This window comes from Arthrobacter sp. B2a2-09 (assembly GCF_027587375.1).
Classification (GTDB): domain Bacteria; phylum Actinomycetota; class Actinomycetes; order Actinomycetales; family Micrococcaceae; genus Arthrobacter.
Window position 1 is genome coordinate 273,833 of sequence record NZ_JAMXIC010000002.1, and the last position, 21,013, is coordinate 294,845.

At 65.0% G+C, this 21,013-nt stretch carries 23 protein-coding genes; 19 read left to right on the top strand and 4 right to left on the bottom strand.

What is annotated here, in order from left to right:
• Positions 1–5: 5 nt before the first annotated feature.
• From NFJ07_RS03385 to NFJ07_RS03405, 5 genes are all read left to right on the top strand, one after another.
• On the top strand, positions 6–797 hold the full coding sequence (locus tag NFJ07_RS03385; RefSeq protein WP_269992504.1) for an ABC transporter ATP-binding protein: 792 nt from the start codon (positions 6–8) through the stop codon (positions 795–797).
• Positions 779–2,350 (top strand): transporter, encoded by a 1,572-nt coding sequence (locus NFJ07_RS03390; protein ID WP_269992506.1) that lies wholly within the window; start codon positions 779–781, stop codon positions 2,348–2,350. The genes NFJ07_RS03385 and NFJ07_RS03390 overlap by 19 nt, the downstream gene beginning before the upstream one ends.
• A gap of 93 nt (positions 2,351–2,443) precedes the next feature.
• Positions 2,444–3,226 (top strand): glucosamine-6-phosphate deaminase, encoded by a 783-nt coding sequence (gene nagB, locus NFJ07_RS03395; protein ID WP_269992507.1) that lies wholly within the window; start codon positions 2,444–2,446, stop codon positions 3,224–3,226.
• A 36-nt stretch (positions 3,227–3,262) separates the two neighbouring features.
• Entirely contained in the window at positions 3,263–3,604 is a 342-nt protein-coding gene (locus NFJ07_RS03400) for a DUF3039 domain-containing protein (protein WP_269992509.1), read from the top strand.
• A 258-nt stretch (positions 3,605–3,862) separates the two neighbouring features.
• On the top strand, positions 3,863–5,641 hold the full coding sequence (locus tag NFJ07_RS03405; RefSeq protein ID WP_269992510.1) for a DEAD/DEAH box helicase: 1,779 nt from the start codon (positions 3,863–3,865) through the stop codon (positions 5,639–5,641).
• A gap of 31 nt (positions 5,642–5,672) precedes the next feature.
• Here NFJ07_RS03405 and NFJ07_RS03410 read toward each other — a convergent pair whose 3' ends face one another.
• Both NFJ07_RS03410 and NFJ07_RS03415 read right to left on the bottom strand, forming a co-directional pair.
• Positions 5,673–6,299 (bottom strand): isochorismatase family protein, encoded by a 627-nt coding sequence (locus NFJ07_RS03410; RefSeq protein WP_269992513.1) that lies wholly within the window; start codon positions 6,297–6,299, stop codon positions 5,673–5,675.
• Positions 6,300–7,628, bottom strand: a complete 1,329-nt coding sequence (locus NFJ07_RS03415) for a nicotinate phosphoribosyltransferase (protein WP_269992515.1) — start codon at positions 7,626–7,628, stop codon at positions 6,300–6,302.
• 187 nt (positions 7,629–7,815) lie between these two features.
• On the opposite strand from NFJ07_RS03415, the gene clpS reads away from it, so the two are divergent.
• The 6 genes from clpS (at position 7,816) to rdgB (ending at position 12,224) form a co-directional block, all read left to right on the top strand.
• Positions 7,816–8,202: an ATP-dependent Clp protease adapter ClpS gene (clpS, locus tag NFJ07_RS03420; protein ID WP_269992516.1), complete on the top strand. Its 387-nt coding sequence runs from the start codon at positions 7,816–7,818 to the stop codon at positions 8,200–8,202.
• A complete protein-coding gene (locus tag NFJ07_RS03425; protein WP_269992517.1) occupies positions 8,195–8,761 on the top strand; it encodes a DUF2017 domain-containing protein in 567 nt (188 codons plus the stop codon). The genes clpS and NFJ07_RS03425 overlap by 8 nt, the downstream gene beginning before the upstream one ends.
• A gap of 104 nt (positions 8,762–8,865) precedes the next feature.
• The gene (gene murI / locus NFJ07_RS03430) at positions 8,866–9,954 is read left to right on the top strand and encodes a glutamate racemase (RefSeq protein ID WP_269992518.1); all 1,089 of its coding nucleotides are present in this window, start codon (positions 8,866–8,868) and stop codon (positions 9,952–9,954) included.
• Positions 9,951–10,748: an MBL fold metallo-hydrolase gene (locus NFJ07_RS03435; protein WP_269992520.1), complete on the top strand. Its 798-nt coding sequence runs from the start codon at positions 9,951–9,953 to the stop codon at positions 10,746–10,748. Before murI ends, NFJ07_RS03435 begins: the two co-directional genes overlap by 4 nt.
• 70 nt (positions 10,749–10,818) lie before the next feature.
• Entirely contained in the window at positions 10,819–11,577 is a 759-nt protein-coding gene (rph, locus tag NFJ07_RS03440) for a ribonuclease PH (RefSeq protein WP_078108499.1), read from the top strand.
• Entirely contained in the window at positions 11,574–12,224 is a 651-nt protein-coding gene (gene rdgB, locus NFJ07_RS03445) for an RdgB/HAM1 family non-canonical purine NTP pyrophosphatase (protein ID WP_269992521.1), read from the top strand. Before rph ends, rdgB begins: the two co-directional genes overlap by 4 nt.
• 77 nt (positions 12,225–12,301) lie before the next feature.
• On the opposite strand, the gene NFJ07_RS03450 is transcribed toward rdgB, so the two are convergent.
• Positions 12,302–13,066: a VTT domain-containing protein gene (locus NFJ07_RS03450; protein WP_269992674.1), complete on the bottom strand. Its 765-nt coding sequence runs from the start codon at positions 13,064–13,066 to the stop codon at positions 12,302–12,304.
• A gap of 118 nt (positions 13,067–13,184) precedes the next feature.
• Between NFJ07_RS03450 and NFJ07_RS03455 the strand changes: the two genes are divergently transcribed.
• The 5 genes from NFJ07_RS03455 to NFJ07_RS03475 all read left to right on the top strand — a co-directional run bounded on the left by NFJ07_RS03455 (position 13,185) and on the right by NFJ07_RS03475 (position 18,037).
• Entirely contained in the window at positions 13,185–14,216 is a 1,032-nt protein-coding gene (locus tag NFJ07_RS03455) for a helix-turn-helix transcriptional regulator (RefSeq protein WP_269992522.1), read from the top strand.
• Complete coding sequence (locus tag NFJ07_RS03460; RefSeq protein WP_269992523.1) at positions 14,209–15,090, top strand: SDR family oxidoreductase; 882 nt, start codon at positions 14,209–14,211, stop codon at positions 15,088–15,090. Before NFJ07_RS03455 ends, NFJ07_RS03460 begins: the two co-directional genes overlap by 8 nt.
• 24 nt (positions 15,091–15,114) lie before the next feature.
• Entirely contained in the window at positions 15,115–16,341 is a 1,227-nt protein-coding gene (locus NFJ07_RS03465) for an MFS transporter (RefSeq protein WP_442865281.1), read from the top strand.
• Between the two features lie 55 nt (positions 16,342–16,396).
• Positions 16,397–17,422 carry an exonuclease domain-containing protein gene (locus tag NFJ07_RS03470; protein WP_269992526.1) on the top strand — a complete coding sequence of 342 codons (1,026 nt, stop codon included), beginning with the start codon at positions 16,397–16,399 and terminating at the stop codon, positions 17,420–17,422.
• 66 nt (positions 17,423–17,488) lie between these two features.
• Positions 17,489–18,037: a DUF4395 domain-containing protein gene (locus NFJ07_RS03475; protein WP_269992527.1), complete on the top strand. Its 549-nt coding sequence runs from the start codon at positions 17,489–17,491 to the stop codon at positions 18,035–18,037.
• Positions 18,038–18,064: 27 nt separating this feature from the next.
• Here NFJ07_RS03475 and NFJ07_RS03480 read toward each other — a convergent pair whose 3' ends face one another.
• The gene (locus NFJ07_RS03480; protein WP_269992528.1) at positions 18,065–19,150 is read right to left on the bottom strand and encodes an ADP-ribosylglycohydrolase family protein; all 1,086 of its coding nucleotides are present in this window, start codon (positions 19,148–19,150) and stop codon (positions 18,065–18,067) included.
• A gap of 77 nt (positions 19,151–19,227) precedes the next feature.
• On the opposite strand from NFJ07_RS03480, the gene NFJ07_RS03485 reads away from it, so the two are divergent.
• From NFJ07_RS03485 to NFJ07_RS03495, 3 genes are all read left to right on the top strand, one after another.
• Entirely contained in the window at positions 19,228–19,584 is a 357-nt protein-coding gene (locus NFJ07_RS03485; protein ID WP_269992530.1) for a YidH family protein, read from the top strand.
• Positions 19,581–19,931 (top strand): DUF202 domain-containing protein, encoded by a 351-nt coding sequence (locus NFJ07_RS03490; RefSeq protein WP_269992532.1) that lies wholly within the window; start codon positions 19,581–19,583, stop codon positions 19,929–19,931. Before NFJ07_RS03485 ends, NFJ07_RS03490 begins: the two co-directional genes overlap by 4 nt.
• Positions 19,932–20,074: 143 nt before the next feature.
• Positions 20,075–21,001 carry an MIP/aquaporin family protein gene (locus tag NFJ07_RS03495; RefSeq protein WP_269992533.1) on the top strand — a complete coding sequence of 309 codons (927 nt, stop codon included), beginning with the start codon at positions 20,075–20,077 and terminating at the stop codon, positions 20,999–21,001.
• Positions 21,002–21,013: the final 12 nt, after the last annotated feature.

Consider the following 21,013-nt stretch of genomic DNA (forward strand, 5'->3'; position numbering starts at 1 on the left):
GCTGCATGACTGTCCAGCTTCCCGGTTCCCCTCATACCTCCCCGGTGCCTGCCCTGGCCCTGCGCGGACTGGCGAAACGCTTTGGCGGCAAGGTCGCCGTCGACGGCATCAGCCTGGATGTGCCCGCTGGCTCCTTCTATGGGGTCGTTGGTCCCAACGGGGCGGGCAAGACGACCACGTTGTCCATGGCCACGGGGCTCCTGCGGCCGGATTTCGGGACAGCCTACATCCACGGCGTGGACGTGTGGGCGAAACCGCTCGAAGCCAAGAAGCTGATGGGGATACTGCCCGACGGCGTTCGCCTCTTCGACCGATTGACGGGTGAACAGCTGGTCACTTACGCCGGCTTGCTCCGGGGCATGGACAGGGACGTCGTTGCCCAAAGGGTGGGGGAACTGATGGCCGCGCTGGATTTGAGCGGCGACGCCGGCACCCTCGTGGTGGACTACTCCGCCGGCATGACAAAGAAGATTGCCCTCGCCTCGGCGCTTATCCATGCGCCCAGGCTGCTGGTGCTGGACGAGCCCTTTGAGTCCGTCGATCCCGTCTCGGCTGCCAACATCAGGGGAATTCTTGACAACTACGTGGCCTCGGGAGGGACGGTCATCGTCTCGAGCCACGTCATGGACCTTGTGCAGCGCATGTGCGACCACGTTGCCGTTGTGGCTGCTGGCAGGGTCCTCGCCGCCGGAACCGTCGACGAGGTCCGCGACGGCGCCACGCTTGAGGACCGTTTTGTCCAGCTGGTGGGCGGCGGGAACCAGACGGGAGGCCTGGAATGGTTGCGCACCTTCTGAGCCTGAAGTGGCGGCTCCTGCTGAACGGCTTCCGACGCAGCCCGGGCCAGCTTGTGGGAATCGCGATCGGCGGGCTCTATGCACTGGGAGTCGTCGCGACCCTGGCGGGCGCGCTCGTGGCCCTGCGGTGGGCCGACGCCGAGACGGCCCACACCGCCGTCGTCCTCGGCGGCGCCGCCGCGCTCCTGGCCTGGGCTGTGGTTCCCCTCATGGCCTCGGCCGCGGACATGACGCTTGACCCCTCCCGCTTCACGACGTCGGCGATCCCCATGCGTCAGCTGCTGACCGGCCTCGCCCTCGCGGGATTCATCGGATTGCCGGGGCTGTCCACGATGATTGTGGCGCTCTTCACGGCGGCAACATGGTGGCGCAGCGTGCCGGCGGTGCTCGGCGCCCTGCTGGGCGCAGTGTTGGGCGTGCTGAGCTGCGTGGTCTTGTCGAAAGTGGTCACTACGGCGACGGCCAGCCTCGCAGCCTCCCGCCGTTTCAAGGATGTGAGCAGCATTGTGGTCTTTGTGCCGCTCGTGCTGATGGGACCGATTGTGGCCGGCGTCTTCAGGGGAGTGTCCAGTTCCACCGGTTATCTCCCCGAACTTGCCCGGACGGTCTCCTGGACTCCGCTCGGAGCTTCCTGGTCGCTTGGCGGCGATCTGGCGTCCGGAGACGTTGCTGCTGCCGGCCTGAAGGCGTTGATCGCCCTGGCCACTCTCCTCGTGTTATTTGCCGGATGGAATGCCCTGCTCAAGCGGGCGCTGGTCACTCCGCCATATTCCGGTGGATCAGGGAAACGCGGCGGGAAACTTGGCTTGTTCGGACTACTGCCGGCGACTCCCACCGGGGCTATTGCCGCGCGCGCCCTCAGCTACTGGATCCGCGATCCGCGCTACGCAGCCTCGCTGATGGTGGTCCCGTTGTTGCCCGTGATTTTCCTGTTCCAGTCCGGGCAGTCCGGAAGCTATTCCATGCTGGTGATTCTGGGGCCGTTGGCTGCCTTTATCCTCGCATGGTCCATAGCCGCAGATGTTTCCTACGACAACACCGCATTTGCCTTGCATCTGGCCACCGGGGTACGCGGTATCCATGACCGGCTCGGCCGGGCCTTGGCCTGCCTGGTATTCGCACTCCCTGTGGTGCTGATCTTCGCCGTCGGGCCCTTTTTCCTGACGGGAGAATGGGGCTGGTTGCCCTGTGTTCTGGGTCTGTCCCTGGGCGTTCTGTTCACGGGCCTGGGCTTGGCCTCCATCGTGTCGGCGCGGTATACGTCCAGCGTGCCGTTGCCCGGTGACAGCCCGTTCAAGAAGCCGCCAGGAAACGTTGCCCAGACCCTGGCCGTCCAGTTCGGGGGAATGGCGGTGCTGTTCCTCCTGGTCCTTCCTGAACTTGTACTTGTGATTGTCCAGTCGGTCACAGGCGATCCGCTGTGGGGATGGATCAATCTGGCAATTGGTACGGTTCTTGGAGTGGCCCTGTTCGTGGCCGGTGTCCGGATCGGCGGCCGCTGGCTTGACCGGCGCGGGCCGGAGCTCTTCGCGCAATTGAGCGTCAACCGTTGATTCCATGGACAACAATGACAAGTTATGGGACATGGGATAACCTCGAGTTTGAACCAGTCGATCCGGGAAACACAGCTAGAAAGGTCGTGGACGATGGAAGTTGTCATCCTTCCGGGAAGCAAGCAGATCGGGGCGCTTGCCGCGGATGCCATCGAGGCGCTGCTCCTCCGAAAGCCGAACGCCGTCCTGGGCCTGGCCACGGGGTCCTCTCCGCTCCCTGTCTATGACGAGCTTGCGCGCCGCCACCAGGAAAGGGGCCTCGACTTCAGCCAGGCACACGCCTTCGCCCTTGACGAATACGTCGGGCTCAAGCCGGGGCATCCGGAATCGTACCGTGAAGTCATCCGCCGTGAATTCACGGACCGGGTCAATATCGACCCCGCCAATGTCCACAGCCCGGACGGTACCGCGGCCGACCTTCCTGCGGCCTGCCAGGCGTACGAGGACTCCATGCGGGCACTCGGCGGCGTTGACCTGCAGATCCTCGGCGTGGGCACGGACGGCCACATTGGATTCAATGAGCCCGGCTCCTCGCTCGCTTCGCGGACCCGGATCAAGACGCTGATCGAGCAGACCCGCAAGGACAACGCCCGCTTCTTCAAGAGCATTGACGATGTCCCGCACCACGTGGTGACTCAAGGTCTCGGAACCATCATGGATGCCCGGCATGTTGTCCTGATTGCCACGGGGGCGCAGAAGGCCCAGGCGGTCAGGGACTTTGTCGAAGGGCCGGTGGCGGCCATCTGCGCGGCATCGGTGCTGCAGATGCACCAGCACGCCACCATCCTGATCGATGAAGCTGCGGCATCCTCGCTCAAGCTCGCCGACTACTACCGCCACACCTATGACAACAAGCCGAATTGGCAGGGCATCTGACGCCGTGCATCTGATCGCGAAGCTGCAGCGGCTAAGATGGATGGCATGACGACGCTTCCTCCGGACCCATTCGAAAACGATCCCATGCGCGAGCTTTCCGGAGCCGGAACTTCCACTGCAACCATTGAGCGCGAGGAAGTGCGCCAGGAAGTGGAACCCGGTGACCGGGAGCGTTTTTCGCACTATGTCCGCAAGGAAAAAATCATGGAGTCCGCCATGACAGGCGAGCCCGTGATTGCGCTGTGCGGCAAAGTGTGGACCCCTGGCCGGGACCCGCAAAAGTTCCCGGTCTGCCCCGAGTGCAAAGAAATCTATGAAGGACTTCGCCCCGGTAACGACGGCGGAGACAAGGGCAACGGCTCGGGCAACTCCAAGTAGCGAGTAAGCCCCAGTAGTCGGGTTTTTCCTGGTAGTAGGCGGGGGAGTGTTTTTTTCTGCCTGTTTGCTGCCCTGCGTGATTCGGCGCATCCGGAACAGATTGGTGTTTTTTGTGGTTATTTGGGTTTCGCTGGCTGCAGCGGCCTTGCTTGGAATCGTTGCTGCCTCGCGCAGCGGCCTGCGCAGAGCTGCGCCTGGTGGCGTGGCCCGCGGCTTGATTGCCGCGAGTCAGGCAGACGCCAGGCGGGTGGAATCCGCGTGACTGAAACACTTTTCGGCGGCCCTGCGCTGCCTCCCGCATATCCGGAACGCGCAGCCTGGGGAACCGCCCCGAAGCTGCGCGCCTGGCAGCAGGAAGCGCTGGACCTGTACCTGAACGCGAGTCCGCGCGATTTTCTCGCCGTGGCAACGCCGGGCGCAGGTAAGACCACCTTTGCCCTGCGGATTGCGTCAATACTCCTTGACAGTGGAACCGTGAACCGCGTGACGATCGTCGCTCCCACCGACCACCTGAAACGGCAGTGGGCGGATGCCGCGGCCAAGGTGGGCATTGCCATCGATCCGAACTTCAAGAATTCAGATGGCCAGCACGGCAGGGGCTTCGTCGGCGTCGCGGTGACTTATGCGCAGGTGGCAAGCAAGCCCATGCTCCACCGGGCCAAGACCGAGGCCGCACGCACCCTAGTCATCCTCGACGAAATCCACCACGGTGGCGAAGCGTTGTCCTGGGGCGACGGATTGCGTGAGGCCTTCGATCCTGCGACGCGGCGCCTGGCCCTCACGGGCACGCCTTTCCGTTCCGATACCTCACCCATCCCTTTCGTCGAATACGCCGAAGACCGCGACGGCATCCGCCGCTCGAAGGCGGACTACACCTACGGCTACGGCAATGCCTTGAGGGACCACGTCGTCCGTCCCGTGCTGTTCATGGCGTATTCGGGCCAGATGCGTTGGCGTACCAGCGCCGGAGACGAAATGGCGGCTTCCCTCGGTGAGGCTGCCGTGACCAAGGACATCACCTCCCAGGCCTGGCGGACCGCGCTGAACCCCGGCGGGGAATGGATCCCCGCGGTTCTCGCTGCCGCCGACAAGCGCCTCAGCGAGGTGCGCCGTACCGTGCCCGACGCCGGCGGCCTGGTGATAGCCACGGATCACGACGACGCCCGCGCCTATGCCGGCCAGCTCAAGAAGATCACGGGTCAGTCGCCCACGGTGATCCTGTCCGATGATTCCAAGGCTTCACACAAGATCGAGGAGTTCACCGCCAGCGAGAAGCGCTGGATGGTGGCCGTCCGCATGGTGTCCGAAGGCGTTGACGTCCCCCGGCTTTCGGTCGGCGTCTACGCGACGTCCACGTCCACGCCACTGTTCTTCGCCCAAGCCGTGGGCCGCTTCGTCCGTGCCCGCAAACGTGGGGAAACGGCGTCGGTCTTCTTGCCGTCCGTGCCGCCGCTCATGGCCTTGGCCAACTCCATGGAAGCCGAGCGGGACCACGCGCTGGACCGGCCCGAGAAGGAAGACGCGGACGGGCTCTTCAACCCCGAAGAGAACCTGATGGCCGAGGCCAACCGCGAAGAGAAGGCCTCGGACTCCTTGGAGAAGGGCAAATTCGAGGCCCTCGATTCCCAGGCATCCTTTGACAGGGTGCTGTTCGACGGCGGCGAATTCGGCACGGGAGCCGATATCGGGTCCGAGGACGAACTTGATTTCCTCGGGATCCCCGGGCTGCTCGACGCCGAACAGGTGGGAACGTTGCTCCGGCAGCGGCAGCACGACCAGCAGTCGAGGAAGAAGCGCCAATCTCCGTTGGCCGCCGCCGCGTCGCCCGCTATTCCGGACCATCGCATGCTGATGGACCTGCGCAATGAGCTGGCGAAAAACGTCGCGGCCTGGTCGGCCCGCACCGGTACCCCGCACGGCGTGGTCCACAACAAGTTGCGCGAGGTTTGTGGCGGACCGGCCGTCGCGCAGGCAAACGAGGAGCAATTGCAGTCGCGGCTGCGCAAGCTTCAGGATTGGTTCATCGGGCGGAAGTAGAACCGCTGGCCGCTTGGCGGGGCCCCGGCCCTTAGGGCTGCGCTAGTTCGACGCCGTTTTCTTCCAGCTCCGCGAAGGTCTCGTCAAGATCCTCCGCGATTCCGGCGGTGAGTTCACCAATCACTGTCACGGAGTAGCCCGCCTGGACGGCGTCCAGTGCGGTGGCCCTGACGCAGTAGTCCGTGGCGATTCCCACCACCACCACTTCTTCCACTCCGTGGCTCTGCAGCCAGTCGTCGAGCCCGAGGGCGTCCTCGTCCAGCTCGACGGAGGGAACGGCGCCCGGCGCGAGCTCGCCCATGGGGACTTCGTCTTCGGGTGCCAGGACTCCTTCGAATCCTGAATAGGCCGCGGTGTACTGTCCCTTGCGGAAGTAAGCCTGGACGTACTCGGCGTCGAGATCCGGGTGGAGTTCGGCGCCCTTGCTCCCGGCGCGGCAATGCGGGGGCCAACTGTCCACCAGGTCCGGTGTTTCCGAAAAATGGCTACCCGGGTCCACGTGCCAGTCCTGCGTGGCCACGACGTGGTCAAAGTGCTGGTGGTTCGCGTCAAGGAATTCGCTGATGGCGGCAGCCGTGGCGGCGCCACCTTCCACGGCGAGGGACCCGCCCTCGCAGAAATCGTTCTGGACGTCCACGATAATCAGGGCACGGGACATTCAGTCCTCCTCGTAGACAGTGGGGATTGCCGGCTCGCCGCGCTGCAGCCTCCGGACTACCGGGGGGAGTTCGGCCATGGTGGCAGCATGCCGTTCCTGGGCCCGGACCACGCCCTCGTGTCCTGTCCAACCCGGGAGCAGTTCGCCATTCTTGATGAACTGCTGGAGCAGCGGGCGGTCGTTGCCGTCGTCTTCCGGCCGGTGTCCGATGCCCACGATCTCCTGGGTTGCGATGCCGAGTTCGTTGAGTTTGCGGAGGGCGTATTTGCGGCCGCCCACGCTGGCCTTGTTTTTGGCTATCTTGGCCACGGGAACGAATTCGCCGGCATCGTTGGTCCGGCTGACCAGTTTGTAGACCATGCTGGCCGTCGGGGCTCCCGATCCTGTGACCAGGGAGGTGCCCACGCCGTACACATCCACCGGGGCCGATTGCAGGGCTGCGATGGCGAATTCATCGAGATCCGAGGTGACGACGATCCGAGTGTTGGTGTTGCCGAGGTTGTCCAGCAGCTCGCGGACCCACTGGGCCTGGGCCACGAGGTCTCCGGAGTCGAGGCGGACGGCCCCGAGCTTGTCACCTGCGAGTTCCACCGCAGTGCGTACCCCGACCTCGACGTCGTAAGTGTCCACCAGAAGCGTCGTTCCCGGTCCGAAGGCGGAGATCTGCGCTTCGAAGGCCTCGCGCTCGGTATCGTGCAGGAGCGTGAACGAGTGGGCGGCCGTGCCCACGGTCTTGATGCCGTAACGGCGGCCGGCCTCAAGGTTGGAGGTACTGCCAAAACCGGCGATGACCGCGGCGCGGGCTGCCGCCGTCGCGGATTCCTCCTGGGTGCGTCGGGAGCCCATCTCGATGCACGGCCGGTTACCGGCCGCGCTGGTCATCCGGGAGGCGGCCGAAGCAATCGCGGTGTCATGGTTGAGCACGGACAAGATGTACGTTTCCAGGATGCACGCTTCCGCGAAGGTGGATTCGACGATCAGGATGGGGGAGCCGGGGAAGTAGGCCTCGCCCTCCGGGTAGCCCCAGATGTCGCCGGAAAACCTGTAGTCCGCGAGGAAATCCAGCGTCTGCCTGTCCACTACTTTGTGCTGATCGAGGAACGCGAGCTCGGCGTCGCCGAAACGGAAGTCCTTGATTCCCTCAAGCAGCCGGCCGGTCCCGGCGACGATGCCGTAGCGGCGGCCGTCGGGCAGGCGGCGAGCGAAGGCTTCGAAGACGGAGCGCCGGTGTGCCGCGCCCGAATGGAGGGCAGCTTCCAGCATTGTCAGCTCATAGTGATCGGTGTACAACGACGTGCGGGGGTGGTCCCAGGCGACGGATCTACTCACGAATTCACTCTAGTCCCCACCGGCTCCCAGGTCTCGCTCCGCTCAACCCGGGGCCCTCGCCGGTGTGGGCCCACCCACCGGCTCCCAGGTCTCGCTCCGCTCAACCCGGGGCCCTCGCCGGTGTGGGCCCACCCACCGGCTCCCAGGTCTCGCCGGCGCGGGCCCACCATCGCCATAGAATGGACAGATGACCACTACCGTCGCCCCCGTCACCAACACAGTGACAGACGCAGGCTTAAAGGGAGAGGAACGGACGGACATCTCGGAGCAGTCGTCCACCGACCTCCTCAGCGCTGCTGACATCCCTTGGAACCTGGTGATCTGGAACGATCCCGTCAATCTCATGAGCTATGTGAGCTACGTGTTCCAGAGCTACTTCGGCTATTCCGAGGCCAAATCCAACAAACTCATGCTCGAGGTCCACAAGAAGGGCCGTTCCATCGTGGCGTACGGTGGCAAGGAACAAGTGGAGCAGCACGCAGTTGCCATGCATGGCTACGGTTTGTGGGCAACGGTTGAAAAGGCAAGCAGCAGCGGCGACGGCCGGGGACGCAAGGGCGGCGCACGTGGCTAAGGCTTTCAAGTACGGGCTCAAAGGCATTACCGGCTACCTTGAGCCCGCCGAGCGCGAACTCCTGCGCGGACTCCTGGACGATGTCATTTCAATGCTGGAACCGGAGCTGTCCGGGAACGAAGATCCCCTGACGGCCTTGATCGGTCTGGACATGAATGTCAAGGAACCGTCCGATCGCGCCCTATTGCGGCTCTTGCCGAACGTCATGAAGAACGACGACGCCGCGTCCCTTGAGTTCCGCCAGCTCACCGAACGCTCGCTGCGGGAGGGGAAAATCGGCGCGCTTCGGGCCGCCGCGATGGGCCTGGACCGAGACGAGCTCGTCCTCACCCGGGAGGAGGCGAAGCTCTGGTCCATGGCGCTTAACGATGTTCGTTTGGTGCTGGCCGAGCGCCTCGATATCCGCGACGAAGCAGATGCCGACCACGTCCACGCCATGCAGGACTGGTCCCAGGCCGAAGACGTAGAGAGCTACCTGGCGCTCGTCTACAACTTCACCACCTGGCTCCAGGAATCGCTGGTCCAGGCCATGATGGCCTCGATGGACCGGAAGCCCTGAGTGAAATTACCGGCGCCCAAGGCCGTCCGTGTGACAAAACAGACACGAGGCCCCCGCCACATGTCGTGGCTGCAGCACATGCCTTGGCTTATTCTCTAAGAATCATGAACTCAGCATCGGACGCGGTATCGGATGGGGAGAGCGCCGCAGCGGCGTTGGAATCCCAGCGCAAGCCGGAAACACAGCGCAAGCTGGAAACACTGAACAGCAAAGCACCCAACCCCTTGCTGGGATCGCGCCCCATCGGCGTCTTCGATTCCGGAGTCGGCGGACTCACCGTGGCACGGTCCATCATCGACCAATTGCCGAATGAGTCAATCATCTACGTGGGGGACACTGCCAACGGACCGTACGGACCGCTCCCCATCGCCGAAGTCCGGGCCAATGCCCTCGGCGTCATGGACGAGCTCGTGGACTCCGGGGTCAAGCTCCTGACCATCGCCTGCAACTCAGCCTCGGCCGCAGTTTTGCGCGATGCCCGCGAACGCTATACGGCCCGCTACGGGATTCCCGTCATCGAGGTCATCCAACCCGCAGTCCGCCGGGCGGTGTCCGCGACGAGATCCGGCCGGATCGGCGTGATCGGGACATCGGCCACGGTGGGTTCCCGCGCTTACGAGGACACCTTTGCCGCAGCCCCGGACTTGAACATCACCTCGGCGGCCTGTCCGGAATTCGTGAGCTTCGTGGAAGCCGGCATCACCACCGGTCCCGAGCTGCTGGCCGCGGCCCACGAATACCTGGAGCCGCTCAGGGACGCCGGCGTGGATACCGTGGTGCTCGGTTGCACTCACTATCCGTTGCTCACTGGCGTCATCTCCTACGTCATGGGAGAAGACGTCACCCTTGTGTCCAGCGCCGAGGAGACCGCCAAAGACGTGTACCGCGCCTTGGCCACCCACGGGATCCAACGGACCGATGCCGGTTTGCCCCGGCACGACTTCATGGCCACTGGCGACGCCGCCCAGTTCGAAACCCTGGCGCGACGTTTCCTCGGCCCGGAGGTCCTGTCCGTGCGCCACGTGGACCATGTGGCCGCCCAATACCCGACCGGAAGCCTCGCCCGCATCACCCCGGAAATGCTGGAGGCCGCCCGCGCTGGAGGCCACCATGCGAGGACGTCCAATTTCGTTGACCCTGCAGCGTTCACCGTGAACGAATTCGGCGCGGCCCGCGGGGGCCGCATCCAGTGAAACTGACCATTGTTGGCTGCACAGGTTCCTTCCCCGGTCCGGGTTCTCCGGCGTCGTGCTATCTGCTGACCGCGCACGACGGTGAACGCCAGTGGAAGATCGTCATGGACCTCGGCAGCGGTGCCCTCGGGGCCATCCAGCGCTACACGGACCTCGAAGATATCGACGCCATCTTCCTGACCCACCTGCACCCGGACCATTGCATGGACCTCTGCGGACTGCACGTGGCCGTCCGCTGGAAGCCGGGCGGCTGGGGACGGGACCGGATCCCCGTCTGGGGTCCCGCCGCGACAGCCGACCGCATGGCCACCGCCTACGGCCTGGACCTGGACCCCGGAATGCACGAGGAATTCGACTTCAGCAACTGGAGCGAACGCCAATCCGTGCAGCTCGGACCGTTCACCGTGACGCCGTACACCGTGAACCACCCGGTGGAAGAGGCCTACGCGCTGCGCGTGGAGGTCACCGAGCCGGACAAAGAAGGCAAAGCCGTGAGCAGGATCCTCACGTACTCGGGAGACACCGACTCCTGCCCCGGCCTTGAAGATGCCGCCCGCAACGCCGATCTCTTCCTGTGCGAGGCCGCCTTTGAAGAAGGGCGCGACGACGCCATCAAGGATGTGCACATGACCGGCAAGCGCGCGGGCCAGGCAGCCACAGCCGCCGGAGCCCGACGCCTCCTGCTGACCCACATCCCGGTGTGGACATCGCAGACCAAAGTCATGGCAGAGGCGCGGCCCGAGTTCGCTGGCGATGTCGCCGTCGCGGTTGCCGGAGTCCACTACACCGTCTGAACCCCACCACCCGACGAAGGAGTCCGGCCGCGCAGTCAGGCTAGGGCCATGGGATCGCTAAGCTTGCAGTATGACTTCCGAAGCCACATCTGTCCCCGTCATCCGTGCCGACGGCCGTACGCCCGATCAACTCCGTCCCATCAGCATCACCCGCGGCTGGTCCAAGCAGGCCGAAGGTTCGGCCCTGATCGAATTCGGCAACACCCGGGTGCTGTGCACGGCTTCCCTGACCGAGGGCGTTCCGCGCTGGCTCAAAGGCGAAGGCCGCGGCTGGGTCACGGCCGAATACGCCATGCTGCCGCGGGCCACGAACACCCGTTCCGACCGTGAGTCGGTCAAAGGCAGGATCGGCGGACGCACCCACGAAATTTCGCGCCTGATCGGCCGCTCACTGCGTTCCATCATCGACACCAAGGCCCTGGGCGAGAACACGATCGTGCTGGACTGCGATGTCCTGCAGGCCGACGGCGGCACCCGCACCGCTGCGATCACCGGCGCCTACGTGGCGCTCGCCGAAGCGATCCGCTTTGCCCGCGAGAACAAGATGATCGCCAAGAACGCACAGCCGCTGATCGACACCATCGCCGCCGTCTCGGTAGGAATCATTGACGGTATCCCGATGCTGGACCTGCCCTACGTTGAGGACGTGCGCGCCGAAACCGACATGAACGTGGTGGTCACAGGCTCCGGCAAGTTCGTGGAAGTCCAGGGAACCGCGGAGGGAGCACCCTTCGACCGCGATGAGTTGAATGCGTTGCTGGACCTTGCCCTCATTGGCACGGGAGAGTTGGCGGCCATCCAGCGCGAGACCCTGGCCGAGGCCCCGTGAGCGGGGCAACTATCGCAGCTACGCCGCGGCTCGTTCTCGCCACCCACAACAAGGGAAAACTGCGCGAACTCAGGGAACTCCTCAGGGGGCAGGTGCCAGGACTCGACGTCGACACCCAAGTGATTGACGCGGCTGCGGCCGGGGCTCCCGATGTTGCCGAGACCGGCGTGACGTTCGCCGAGAACTCCCTGCTCAAGGCACGGGCCGTGGCTGAAGCCACAGGAATGGTATCGATAGCCGATGACTCGGGGCTGGCCGTGGACGTGCTGGGCGGAGCCCCGGGCATCTTCTCGGCCCGCTGGTCCGGCCGGCACGGTGACGATGCCGCCAACCTGCAACTCTTGCTGGCGCAACTCTCCGACGTCCCCGACGCACACCGGGGAGCCGCGTTTGTCTGCGCGGCGGCGCTCGCTGTACCGGCCGCCGTCGACGGCGGGGCGCGCGAGGTGGTCGAATACGGGCAGCTGGAAGGCACCCTCTTGCGTGAACCCCGCGGCGCGGGTGGATTCGGTTACGATCCCGTACTCCAGCCCCAGGGGCTGGACCGCAGCTGCGCCGAGCTGAGTTCCGAGGAGAAGAACGCCATCAGCCACCGCGGCAAGGCGTTCAGGGCGCTGCTCCCGGCCATCGTGGACGCCCTGCGCTAGATTTTCCCCGCAAGCATTAACGAGAGAGGCACCCCGCAAACGAATTGCGGGGTGCCTCTTTCTTTAAGCCAGTGGGCTTAGCCCTCGCCGTGCTTTCCGGCTTCGTGTCCTTCGATGAACTCCTCGACGGGTTCAGTTCCGCGGTCTGTGGCCTTGCGCTTGGCCAGGAAGCCGCGGATGACCTCGACGGCCACAGGGACCACCGAGAGCAGCACGATGACCACGAAAATGATGTCGAGGTTGTCCCGGACCCACGGAACCTTGTCGCCCAGCAGGTAGCCGAGCAGCGTGACGCCGCCGCCCCAGAGCACAGCGCCGATGACGTTGAAAATGAAGAACTTGCGCTTGTCCATTTGCGCGACGCCGACAATCACCGGGACGAAGGTGCGGATGATCGGAACGAAGCGGGCCAGGATCAGGGCCTTGCCGCCGTGCTTTTCGAAGAAGGCGTGTGCGCTCTCGACATTCTCCCGCTTGAACAGCTTGGAATCAGGCTTGTTGAAGATGGCCGGTCCGGCTTTGGAACCAATGAGGTAGCCGCTCTGGTTGCCGATGATCGCAGACACGACGATGAGGGCGGCGAGTGCCCAGATATTGAACTTGATGGTATCCGTGGCGACGAGCAGCCCTGCGGTGAAGAGCATCGAGTCGCCAGGCAGGAAGAAGCCCACCAGGAGTCCCGTCTCGGCGAACACGATGCCGCACACGAGCAGGACTACCCATGGTGCCAGTGCTGGGTCGGCCAGGAAGATTTGGGGGTTCAACCAGTCGGGGAGGAGCGCGGACATATGCGGCTGCACCTGTCCTGCACCCCCCAAAGCGGATACGGCAAAGTCGTTCATCGCAGAAAGGGTCACCGTTCAAGGGTACGGGACAACCGCCGTCGGGCCCTTGAGACATCTGCTGGGGGTGTCTGAGAGACACTGCCACCCGCCGCCCGGTGTGCGTAGCGTGGTGGATGTGGACAGAAGAGACGAAATCCGTGAGTTCCTGATCTCGCGTCGAGCGAAGATCAGCCCGGAACAGGCCGGCATCCCCACATACAGGAACCTGCGCCGAGTGCCGGGCTTGCGCCGCGAGGAAGTGGCGCATCTCGCGGGGGTGAGCACGGATTACTACACCCGCCTGGAACGCGGCAGTATTCGCGGCGTCTCGGACACTGTGCTCGAGGCCGTGTCATCGGCCCTTCAGTTGGACGAGGCCGAGCGGGCGCACCTGATGGATCTCGCAAGGGCTGCCAACGCGCCGTCGCTGCGGGCGCCGCGCCGGCCACCGCAGCAAAGGGTCCGTCCCGGGGTGCAGCGTCTGCTTGACGGGATGACCGGAGCGGTCGGCATCGTGCAGAACGGCCGTTCGGAAGTACTGGCCGCAAATCTGTTGGGCCGGGCGCTTTACGGGCCGGTGTACGGCTCCGCCGCACAGTTCAACTCAGCTGCGCAGTTCAACCCCGCTGCACGGCTCAACCCCGCCGGACAGTCCGTGCCGGGGACTCCGGGGCGGCTGCCAAACCAGGCGCGCTATCTCTTCCTCGATCCGGGCGCGGGCGATTTCTACTCTGATTGGCGCGCGGTCGCGGCGACCACGGTCGCGATGTTGCGCTCGGAATCGGGGCGGAACCCCGACGACCGGGTGCTGAACGAGTTGGTCGGGGAGCTGACCACGCGCAGCGCACTGTTCGCCGCGCTGTGGGCCGGACACGATGTGCGGATCCACACGGCGGGGACTAAGCGCTTCCACCATCCGGTGGCCGGGGATCTGTCCCTGCAGTTCGAGACGCTGAGCCTTCCGGGCGATGAGGGGCAGACCCTGTTCACTTTCACGGCGGAGCCCGGCTCCCCGTCCGAAAATGCGCTGGCGTTTCTCGCCAGCTGGGCGGCATCGCCTCCCGAAACAACCACCACCGGCGATCCTGTCGGTGGATTCAACGCCCCTGGCTTGCCTTCCCCTTCGCGGCCAGGAACACCCAACGCAGGAAAGACACCCCATGACTGAACAGGACTACAAAGCAGGACAGAAGGAAAGCATGACCGGGAAGAAGGTCTGGTTCATCACCGGAGCTGGCCGCGGTATGGGAACAGACATCGCGAAGGCGGCACTCGCAGCTGGCCACGCGGTCGTCGCAACGGGCCGCACACCGGAAAAAGTCGCCCAAGCCATCGGCGAAAACGAGGACCTCCTGGCGGTGAAGCTGGACGTCACCGACCCCGCCGCGGCGGAAGCGGCCGTGCAGGCCGCCGTCGAGCGGTTCGGCCGGATCGATGTGCTCGTGGACAACGCCGGCAACTTCTACGCCGGGTTCTTCGAGGAAATCAGCCCCGATGACTTCCGGGCACAGATCGAAACCACCCTGTTCGGGCCCATGAACGTCACCCGTGCGGCCCTGCCGGTCCTGCGGGCCCAGCGCTCGGGCCTGGTTGTCACGATCTCCTCGACCGCCGGCATCGCCGGCGGAGAGTTCCTGACAGCTTACGCAGCGTCCAAGTTCGGCGTCGAAGGCTGGGCAGAGTCCCTCGCCCCCGAAATCGCACCGTTCGGGATCCGCACCATGCTCGTAGAACCGGGGTTCTTCCGAACCGAGTTGCTCACGCCGGAATCCACAAGCTACGCGGAATCCACCATCGAGGATTACGCACAGCGGACCGAGGAGACGGTTGCCGCCTGGTGCAGCATGGACGGACAGCAAGGCGGGGACCCCGCCAAGCTCGCCGACGCGCTTGTCCAACTGGCGGAGCTGGATGAGCCTCCGCTGCGGTTCGCTGCAGGGGCGGACGCTGTGGGTGTCTTCGAGCAGCGGGCCAAGGCTCTCCGGGCTCAGGCCGAGGCCCACCGTGACCTCTCCAGCAATCTCGCCTACAACGACGCCTAAGGACACCGCATGACACGTGCGTCCATGCAGCCCGCTTCCCAGCAGGTCAACGAGGGATCGCTCCGAGCACGGAGGTTCCCGTGGGGAGGTCTTCTCATCCTCGCCGCAGCAGGCTTCACTGCCGTCACCACCGAACTCCTCCCGTCCGGGCTGCTGCCCCAGATCAGCCGGGACCTCGGAGTAGGAGAATCGGCCGTAGGTTCCCTGACGGCCGCCTATGCAGCAGTCATCGTCTTCACGGCGCTTCCCTTGTCGAGGCTGCTGGGCGGACGAGTCCCCCGCAAAGCGTTGTTGATCGCCACCGTGCTCGCGTTCGCACTCAGCAACGTGCTGTTGGCATCCAGCCCCAGCCTGGGCTTGGCAGTCGCCGCGAGGCTTCTCGGTGGTGTGGCCCACGGGATGTTGTGGTCAAGCATGGCCCCCTACGTGTCGAGGATCGTTCCACCGCACTCTGTCGGCAAAGCAATGGCCATGGTTTTCAGCGGTAACAGCATCGCGCTGGCGGTCGGCGCTCCGATCGGCACACTGATGGGCTCTGTGCTCACGTGGCGCGCCTCCTTCCTGATCCTGGCCGGAGTCGGTGCGGTCCTCGCCTTGCTCGCCGTTTGGGTGCTCCCTGCCGCCCCCGACGAGGACGGCAACACTACGCCGACGCTCCGCGGAGCCCTGAAACTGCCCGGCGTGATCGCGGTAGCCACAGCCTGGCCGCTCTTGCTTTTGGGCCACTTCACGCTCTTCACCTACATCGCCCCGTTCCTCCACGTCTCCGGCCTGCCGGATGCCTTCACCAGCATTTCCCTGTCCGTGGTGGGCGCCTCCAGCCTGGTGGGGATCTGGATTGCCGGTCTCACTGCCGATTCCTATCCGCGGCGCTCCCTGCTTTCCGCAGTCGCCCTGCTCGTGGTCGCCTTCGGCCTCTTGCCGCTCCTCGGCGGCACTTGGATGGGCGAACTCGTCTTGGTGACCATGTGGGGAGCCGCCTTTGGGGCCATCGGTATCTACAACCAGGCAGCCATCCTCCGCGCCGGCGGAGAACACAAGGACGCAGCCAACGGCTTGACGGTGGTTACCATCCAACTGGGCATCGCCGTCGGGGCCGGGTACGGCGCCCTGGCCCTTACCACTGTCGGCGCGCTGTGGGTACCGTTGGCAGCAGCGGTCCCGACGGCGGCAGCCCTCGCGATCATCGTGGCCAGCCGCCGCGGCGGGTACCCGGCCGGTCCCCGGGAAACACGAGCCCGGCGTGCGTAGCGTGGTGGCCGTCACGACCGTCATGCGGACCCGTTTCCACCTGTAACCTTGACCAGTGGCATTGGACTTTACGGCGATTGACTTTGAAACTGCGAACGGCTTCAGGGGTTCTCCGTGCTCGGTCGGCCTGAGCAAGGTCCGTGGCGGAGTTGTGGTGGAGGAAGCCTCTTGGCTCATGCGGCCGCCGGAAAACCATGACCACTTCGAGTACCACAACACCCGGATCCACGGCATCCGGGCCGAGGACGTAGCGGGCGCTCTGCGCTTTGGCGAACTCTTCCCTGAAATCGGGGCTTTCATAGGCGGGGACATCCTTGCCGCCCACAATGCGGCGTTCGATCTCGGGGTTATCCGTTCCGGGCTCGAAGTTTCCGGCCTCCCGGGTCCCGCTTACGAGTACGTCTGCACGGTGATGTTGTCCCGGCGCTGCTACTCCTTGGTGTCCAATTCCTTGCCCTATGCCGCGGAGGAGGCCGGCGTGCCCCTCGTGAACCATCACGACGCCGCCGAGGACGCCCGGGCTTGCGCCGGAATCCTGGTGGACATCGCGCACCGGAACAACGCCAACAGCATCGCTGAGCTCTACTTGTCCCTCGGCCTGGCCATACCCAAACAGCAGGCCTTCCAACCCGGAGACGGCCTGTCCAAGCAAACCCTCGCTGCGCTCGCCGCCGTCGGTGGAGGACGCGACGCGGTCGCTGGCCGATCCGGCGTCGGGAATGGCGCCGGCCAGCTTGGACGGGCCTGGAGCAATTGGCCGGAAGAAGGCACCAATCCGGCGCCCAACCCCGCAGCGGAACCGGGCCACCCCCTGTTCGGGCAGACTGTCGTCTTCACCGGTGAGCTGGCCATTGCCCGGCCCGAAGCGAAACAGCGGGCTGCGGAGATGGGCGCGCGACCGGAGAGTCGCGTGACCGGAAGGACCACGGTCCTGGTGGTAGGCGACGGCTTTGTGGCCGGCGATCTCCGGAACGGTCGCCTCACAGGCAAAGCAAAGCGGGTCCTGGAGTTGCACAGCCGCGGCCAACAGATCGAAGTTCTCTCCGAGGGGGAGTTCCTGCAGATGGTCGGCGGACGCTAGCCGCGCCGAAATTCACACGGAGCAACAAAGCTTCCCGTTGCGTTGCAGCGCTCCTAGCCTTGAGCCATGACACAGGGCAATCAGATCGACACCGCTCGCACCGCCGTCGGGACCTCGCCGTCGGCTGTGTCCGGATGGCGGGCCGTCTTCGCTTTCCCCAACCCGGTCAATGAATACGCCGCGAGGATCACGGCCGGCCTGGTGGTACTTGCGGCGGTGGCCACCCTCCTGAGCGGCCTCGGCTGGGGACTCGTGCTGATCGCGGCCGGCTTTTGGCTGCGGGTGTTGTTCGGGCCGAGGGTCTCGCCGTTTGCCTTGCTATCCGTCAAGCTCCTGGCTCCCAGGGTGGGTCCCGCCAAACTTGTCCCGGGTCCGCCCAAGCGTTTCGCACAGGGAATCGGCGCGGTGCTCAGCACAGCAGCCGTGGTCCTGTTCTTCACCGGGTTCTCGCTGGGTGCCTGGATCCTGCTCGCCTTGCTGATTGTGGCCGCGTCCCTCGAGTCGTTTGTGGGATTCTGCCTGGGTTGCGCCATTTTTGGTTTCCTGCAGAAGCACGGCCTCATCCCCGAGGACGTGTGCGAAGCATGCAACAACATCGCGCTTCGCCGCCTTTGAGCCGATTGCCTCCTAGCCGAGCGACTACTAGCCCACCGTCACAGCAATAAGCCGCTGCGCCATCCCACGGATGACGTCAGGAGCTTCAAGGGCTTCAAGCCAGTCCGAGGGCAGGGCCTCTTCCCCATGGAATGCCCCGAGGATATTGCCCGCGATCGAGGCGGTGGAGTCGCTGTCGCCGCTGTGGTTCAACGCCAAGCCGATGGCTGCACGGAAGTGGGCGGTCGGATCGAGCTCCGTCTCCGCCGCCGCGGCGGTTGCCAGCACTGCATAGAGCCCGACGGCGAGTGCCTCCTCCGCGACCCAGCCTTCGCCCAGTTGCGCAGTGAGTTCTTCCGGGCTGAGCAGCGTGCCGGTGGAAGACAGTTCCAGCGCCCGGCGGAGGCGGTCCAGGAGCTCGGGAGCAGGATCCGGCAATGCTGACGCCACACTCAAGGCATGCTCAGCCGCAGTCCGTACATCCAAGCCCGCGGTCAGTTTGTGCACCAACACGCTGAAGGCGCCGGCGCTTTGCCGCGCCGAAGGGTGTCCGTGGGTCAAGGACGCGGCATCCGTGCTCAACTTGTAGACCGCAGCCTCGGAAATATGCGGGACCAGTCCAAACGGCGCGGACCGCATCACCGTGCCGCAGCCCTTCGATTCCGGGTTGACGGGGCGAAATTTGGTCCCCATCTGGCCCGTTGCGAGTCCGCTCAGGCACGCTTTGCCCGGATGCCTGCGGTGCCGGAGTACCTCCTGGCTATCAATCCAACGCGGTTGGGGAACGGGGGCCGACGCCGGCAAGGCCACGCCCTGTGTGGCTAGCCAACGCAGGTAAGCCAGCCAGAGGCACGCCGTTTCATCCGCCGCTACGCCGTCGTTGGCCCATTCGAGCGCTTCCACGAGGCCATCGACGGTGTACAGCGTCATCTGGGTGTCGTCTGAAAAGTGGCTGCCGCCGTCGAGCTGGTCAAAAGAGGTGAGGCCCGCCGTGCCGAAGCGGGAACGGATGGTGGCTACGTCGTCGAACTCGACGGCATAGCCGAGTGAATCGCCCAAGGCGCCTCCCAGCAGGCATCCGCGGACCCGGGACTCGAAGGATGGCACGGCGGAGGGAGACTGTTCAGCACTCATAGTGGTAATTTACCGTGGCTGCTTCGCCGGTCTTCACCTGCCCACTGATACGGTGGCTCGTGAACCAGGAGGCAGTGATGCGTGAACCCGAGTGGCGGAAAACCGGAAAGACCCCGGACTACAGATTTTCCCTCGCAAATGAGCGGACTTTCCTTGCTTGGATCCGTACTTCGTTGGCGCTGCTCGCTGGTGCCGTCGCCATCGATCAGCTTGCTCCGAACATCGCGCCACAGCCCGTGCGCATTGTCTTGTGCGTCGTGCTTTCAATAATCGGGGCGGGCCTCGCGACGCTTGCCTACCGCCGGTGGGCGCAGATGGAGGCAGCCATGCGCAACGACCAGGCACTGCCGTTCTCGCGGGTCATGTTGCTCATGACCATCGTGGTCGCCGTGGCGGCATTCACCTTTGCGGTGTTGATCCTGGTGGCGCGTTGAGCATTGAAGCCAAGGATCGGGGGCTGCAGCCGGAGCGCACCACGCTCGCTTGGCGCCGGACGCTGATTTCGCTTCTGGTGGTGGATCTTTTCATCTGGCGCAGGTGGCTGTCGGCCAAGTCCGGCGCGGGGCAACTGCCCACCGGGATACCGGGGCTCGACTACCAAGGAATCTGCGCCTTGACGGCCGCAGCGGCCACCATTGTCCTGGGCTGCGTCGTTTGGGTCAGGTCCCACCAGTTGCACCATGGCGCGGAAGAAGCGTCGGCAGTCTTGATGCTTGCAAGCGCCCTGTCCATCATCGCGCTCGCCTGCGCTGCGGTCGCCGCGATCGCGTTGGGCGGCTAGGCTCGGATTCAGGAAGCGTCCAGAATCGGCTGACAGGATGCTGCGGGGCAAGGGCGCGGTCCGCTGCGTGGCTTCGTTGCCGTGCCTGAAGCATTCGCCCCCGCAACAGACCACCCGAACTTCGAACTAAGGAATCCCTCGACATGACCACAACTGTGTCCGTTCCCTCCTCCCGCGGATCCCGGCTCCTTGCCCGGGCGTTCGCTGAAGCTCTGGGGACGCTGTTCCTTGTGGTTATCGGCTTGGGTGTGTTGATCTTCATCAACCCCCAAGCGGTTCCGATGCCGGCGTCGCTGGCCAGCGGCCTGACCGTCACTGCTGCCATGCTTGCCTTCGGCTACCTGTCGGGCGGGCATTTCAACCCGGCCATCACGGTTGGTCACCTGGTTGCCGGCCGGATGAAGCTCGTGGATGGGGCCGCGTACCTTGGGGCCCAGATTGTGGGCGGTTTGCTGGGCGCGCTGGCGATTTTCGCCGTCGTGCGGACAGTTCCCGGGATCACTGACAGCCGCACCGTCTTTGACACGGCAACCTCCGGATTCGGCACGCATTCCAGTTTCCAGGTTCCCGTGACCGGCGTGATGCTCATCGAGGTCCTCGGGGCAGCGCTCCTGGTGGGGGTCTTCCTGGGTGTCACCGCTCGACGCAATCCCAGCAAGCTCGCAGCACCGTTCGCCGTCGGCCTGACAGTCGCAGTCCTGCTGCAGCTGGGTCAATCCACCGGAAACCTTGCCTTCAACCCGGCCCGTGCCACCGCATCCGCCATCTTCAGCTCCAGCTGGGCAGTGGAGCAGCTCTGGCTTTTCTGGGTCGCGCCGCTGGTGGGGGCAGCGATCGCAGGCCTCATCTTCCGCGGTTTCGGCGAAACCGCTCCGGCGGCCGTAGCTGAGGTCGAGGAGCCGTTGCCGGCCGACGGCTGGGACGAAAAGTCCGACGACGACGCTGAAGCGGCCGTCCCGGAAAGCGCGGCCGAGGTTTCCACGCCGGCTGTGGCGCCGGCTGCGGCGCCCGCCGAAGTGAAGCCCGACGTCGACCCCGCCCGTGATTTCTTCGACGGCAAGAGGGACTGACACAGGAATCTA

Coding starts and splice junctions, on each gene's coding strand:
- NFJ07_RS03385 (WP_269992504.1), top strand. CDS start 6: ATGACTGTCCAGCTTCCCGGTTCCCCTCATACCTCCCCGGTGCCTGCC.
- NFJ07_RS03480 (WP_269992528.1), bottom strand. CDS start 19,150: ATGAGTGCTGAACAGTCTCCCTCCGCCGTGCCATCCTTCGAGTCCCGG.
- rph (WP_078108499.1), top strand. CDS start 10,819: ATGACTTCCGAAGCCACATCTGTCCCCGTCATCCGTGCCGACGGCCGT.
- NFJ07_RS03390 (WP_269992506.1), top strand. CDS start 779: ATGGTTGCGCACCTTCTGAGCCTGAAGTGGCGGCTCCTGCTGAACGGC.
- NFJ07_RS03400 (WP_269992509.1), top strand. CDS start 3,263: ATGGATGGCATGACGACGCTTCCTCCGGACCCATTCGAAAACGATCCC.
- NFJ07_RS03410 (WP_269992513.1), bottom strand. CDS start 6,299: ATGTCCCGTGCCCTGATTATCGTGGACGTCCAGAACGATTTCTGCGAG.
- NFJ07_RS03475 (WP_269992527.1), top strand. CDS start 17,489: ATGACACAGGGCAATCAGATCGACACCGCTCGCACCGCCGTCGGGACC.
- NFJ07_RS03450 (WP_269992674.1), bottom strand. CDS start 13,066: ATGAACGACTTTGCCGTATCCGCTTTGGGGGGTGCAGGACAGGTGCAG.
- NFJ07_RS03485 (WP_269992530.1), top strand. CDS start 19,228: ATGCGTGAACCCGAGTGGCGGAAAACCGGAAAGACCCCGGACTACAGA.
- murI (WP_269992518.1), top strand. CDS start 8,866: ATGAACTCAGCATCGGACGCGGTATCGGATGGGGAGAGCGCCGCAGCG.
- nagB (WP_269992507.1), top strand. CDS start 2,444: ATGGAAGTTGTCATCCTTCCGGGAAGCAAGCAGATCGGGGCGCTTGCC.
- NFJ07_RS03495 (WP_269992533.1), top strand. CDS start 20,075: ATGACCACAACTGTGTCCGTTCCCTCCTCCCGCGGATCCCGGCTCCTT.
- NFJ07_RS03465 (WP_442865281.1), top strand. CDS start 15,115: ATGCAGCCCGCTTCCCAGCAGGTCAACGAGGGATCGCTCCGAGCACGG.
- clpS (WP_269992516.1), top strand. CDS start 7,816: ATGACCACTACCGTCGCCCCCGTCACCAACACAGTGACAGACGCAGGC.
- NFJ07_RS03460 (WP_269992523.1), top strand. CDS start 14,209: ATGACTGAACAGGACTACAAAGCAGGACAGAAGGAAAGCATGACCGGG.